Below are 1911 nucleotides of genomic sequence, written 5' to 3' on the forward strand. Positions count from 1 at the left end.
GCCCGGGAACTTCCATACCGGAATCGCCGTGACGAGGGAGGACGGGTGGATGTCGCAGGGGACGGCGGTGATCGCGGCATCGAGGGACGACGTGCTCATACCGGTCAAGATCCGGATGACGGCATTCCATGTCGCGACCGGCCCCGGCGTCATCGGGATTCCGTAGGGTGGCACGGAGGACATCTCCCGCTCGCCGACGCGCACCGCCCGAACCGTGCGTGTCGCGACATGATCGCGCCCGCCCCGACTCCTGTCTGACAGGGGTGGGCGTCATGCGCCCGCGGGAGACGGACGGGGGAGGACATGGTCGACGACGCGCGCCGGAGTGACGCCGCACTGCTCCTGCAGGCGAGGGACGGCGATGCCGCGGCATGGGGGCAGCTCTGGAGCCGCCATCACCCCGCGGCGATCAGCGCCGCGCGAGCGCAGGGCGTGACGGAGGCCGACGCGGAGGATCTCGCGCAGGAAGCATTCGCCCGCGTGCAGGAGGCGGTGCAGCGGGGGAACGGGCCGACCGAGGCATTCCGTCCCTACCTGTTCACGACCGTGCGCCGGCTCGCCTGGCGTCATCTCGAACGAGCCGGCCTCGAGCCCACGAGCGACCCGCGCGGGCTCGACGCCCTTGCCCCGAGCGTCGACTCCCCCGAGGACCAGGCCGTCGCCCTGTCGGATCGCGACGCGATCGTGCGGGCGTTCCGGAGCCTCCCGATCACCTGGCAGGAGGTGCTGTGGCTCACGGCCGTCGAGGGACGCGGGCCGCGCGACGCGGCGCCGCTGCTGGGCCTGCGCCCGACGGCGGTGGCGAATCTGAGTCGTCGCGCCCGTGAGGGTCTGAAGCGAGCGTGGATCACCGAGAACCTGCCGAGCGCGACAGGCCCCGAGTGCACGTGGACGAGGGAGCACCTCGCGGCACGGGTGCGACGGTCGGCCACGACGACGCAGAACGAGCGGATGTCTCGTCACCTCGCCGAGTGCGACGCGTGCCGCGCCCTGGCCGCCGAGGCGAGAGACCTGTCCCGGCATCTCGCACTCGTGCTGCTGCCGATCGTGTTCGGCGCAGGTGCAGCGGCGTTCGCCGCACTCTCGGGAGCTCCGGCGGCCGGTGGCGCCGCGGCCACCGCGTCGAGCGCAGGTGCCACGGCGAGCGGGGTGTCGGCGGGATCCGCGACCATCGCGACCTCGGCGATCGTCGGCGGATCGGTCGCCCTCGTCGGTGCCGTCGCGGCGGCCGCTGTGGCGGCCACGATGTTCGCGACGTCGGTGTCACCGCCTCCCGCTCCGCCCGCCGCCGCAGCCGTGCCGATGACCGACGACGGGCCGTCCGCCTCCCCCTCGATGCCCACCGCCGAGCCCGACCCCACCCCCGCCATACCGTCGCCGAGCCCGGCGGACCGCGGCCAGACCACCCCTTCGCGCGCGGCTGACCCGTCGCCCGAACCGGAGGCGGAGCCCTCGGCGAGCCCGATCCGAGACGCGGGCCCGACACCGATGCCGGCGCAGACGGCGAGCCCGACACCGACGCCGACCCCAACGCCGACGCCGACGCCGACATCGACCCCGACCCCGACCCCAACGCCGACGCCGACGCCGACATCGACCCCGACCGCCACTCCGACCCCGACTCCCACTCCCACTCCCACTCCCACTCCCACTCCCACTCCCACTCCCACGGTGCCGTCAGGAGTCGACGGGTCGACACCGACCGTTCCCGCCACACCGCAGTTCCGCGGCGGGCTGTGGGTCCACGGCGCCACAACCGACAGCCTCTTCTTCGCCGTCGACGTGCCGCCGGGAGCGACGGTGTCGGTCACCGCTCTCGATCGCACCGGCACCGAGGTGTTCCGACTCGGCAGCACGGTCTACGTCTCCGTCGACGGACTCGACCCGATCGCGCTCCGCCTGGCGACCATC

Annotated in this window: 1 protein-coding gene; it reads left to right on the forward strand. The window is 73.6% G+C overall.

From position 1 onward, the window contains the following. Positions 1–303 precede the first annotated feature (303 nt). The coding region (locus ASG00_RS15205; RefSeq protein ID WP_162238339.1) for a sigma-70 family RNA polymerase sigma factor at positions 304–1911 on the forward strand (1608 nt) is incomplete at its 3' end.

Origin of the sequence: Microbacterium sp. Leaf351, from assembly GCF_001423825.1 — a bacterium.
Taxonomy (GTDB): Bacteria; Actinomycetota; Actinomycetes; order Actinomycetales; family Microbacteriaceae; genus Microbacterium; species Microbacterium ginsengisoli.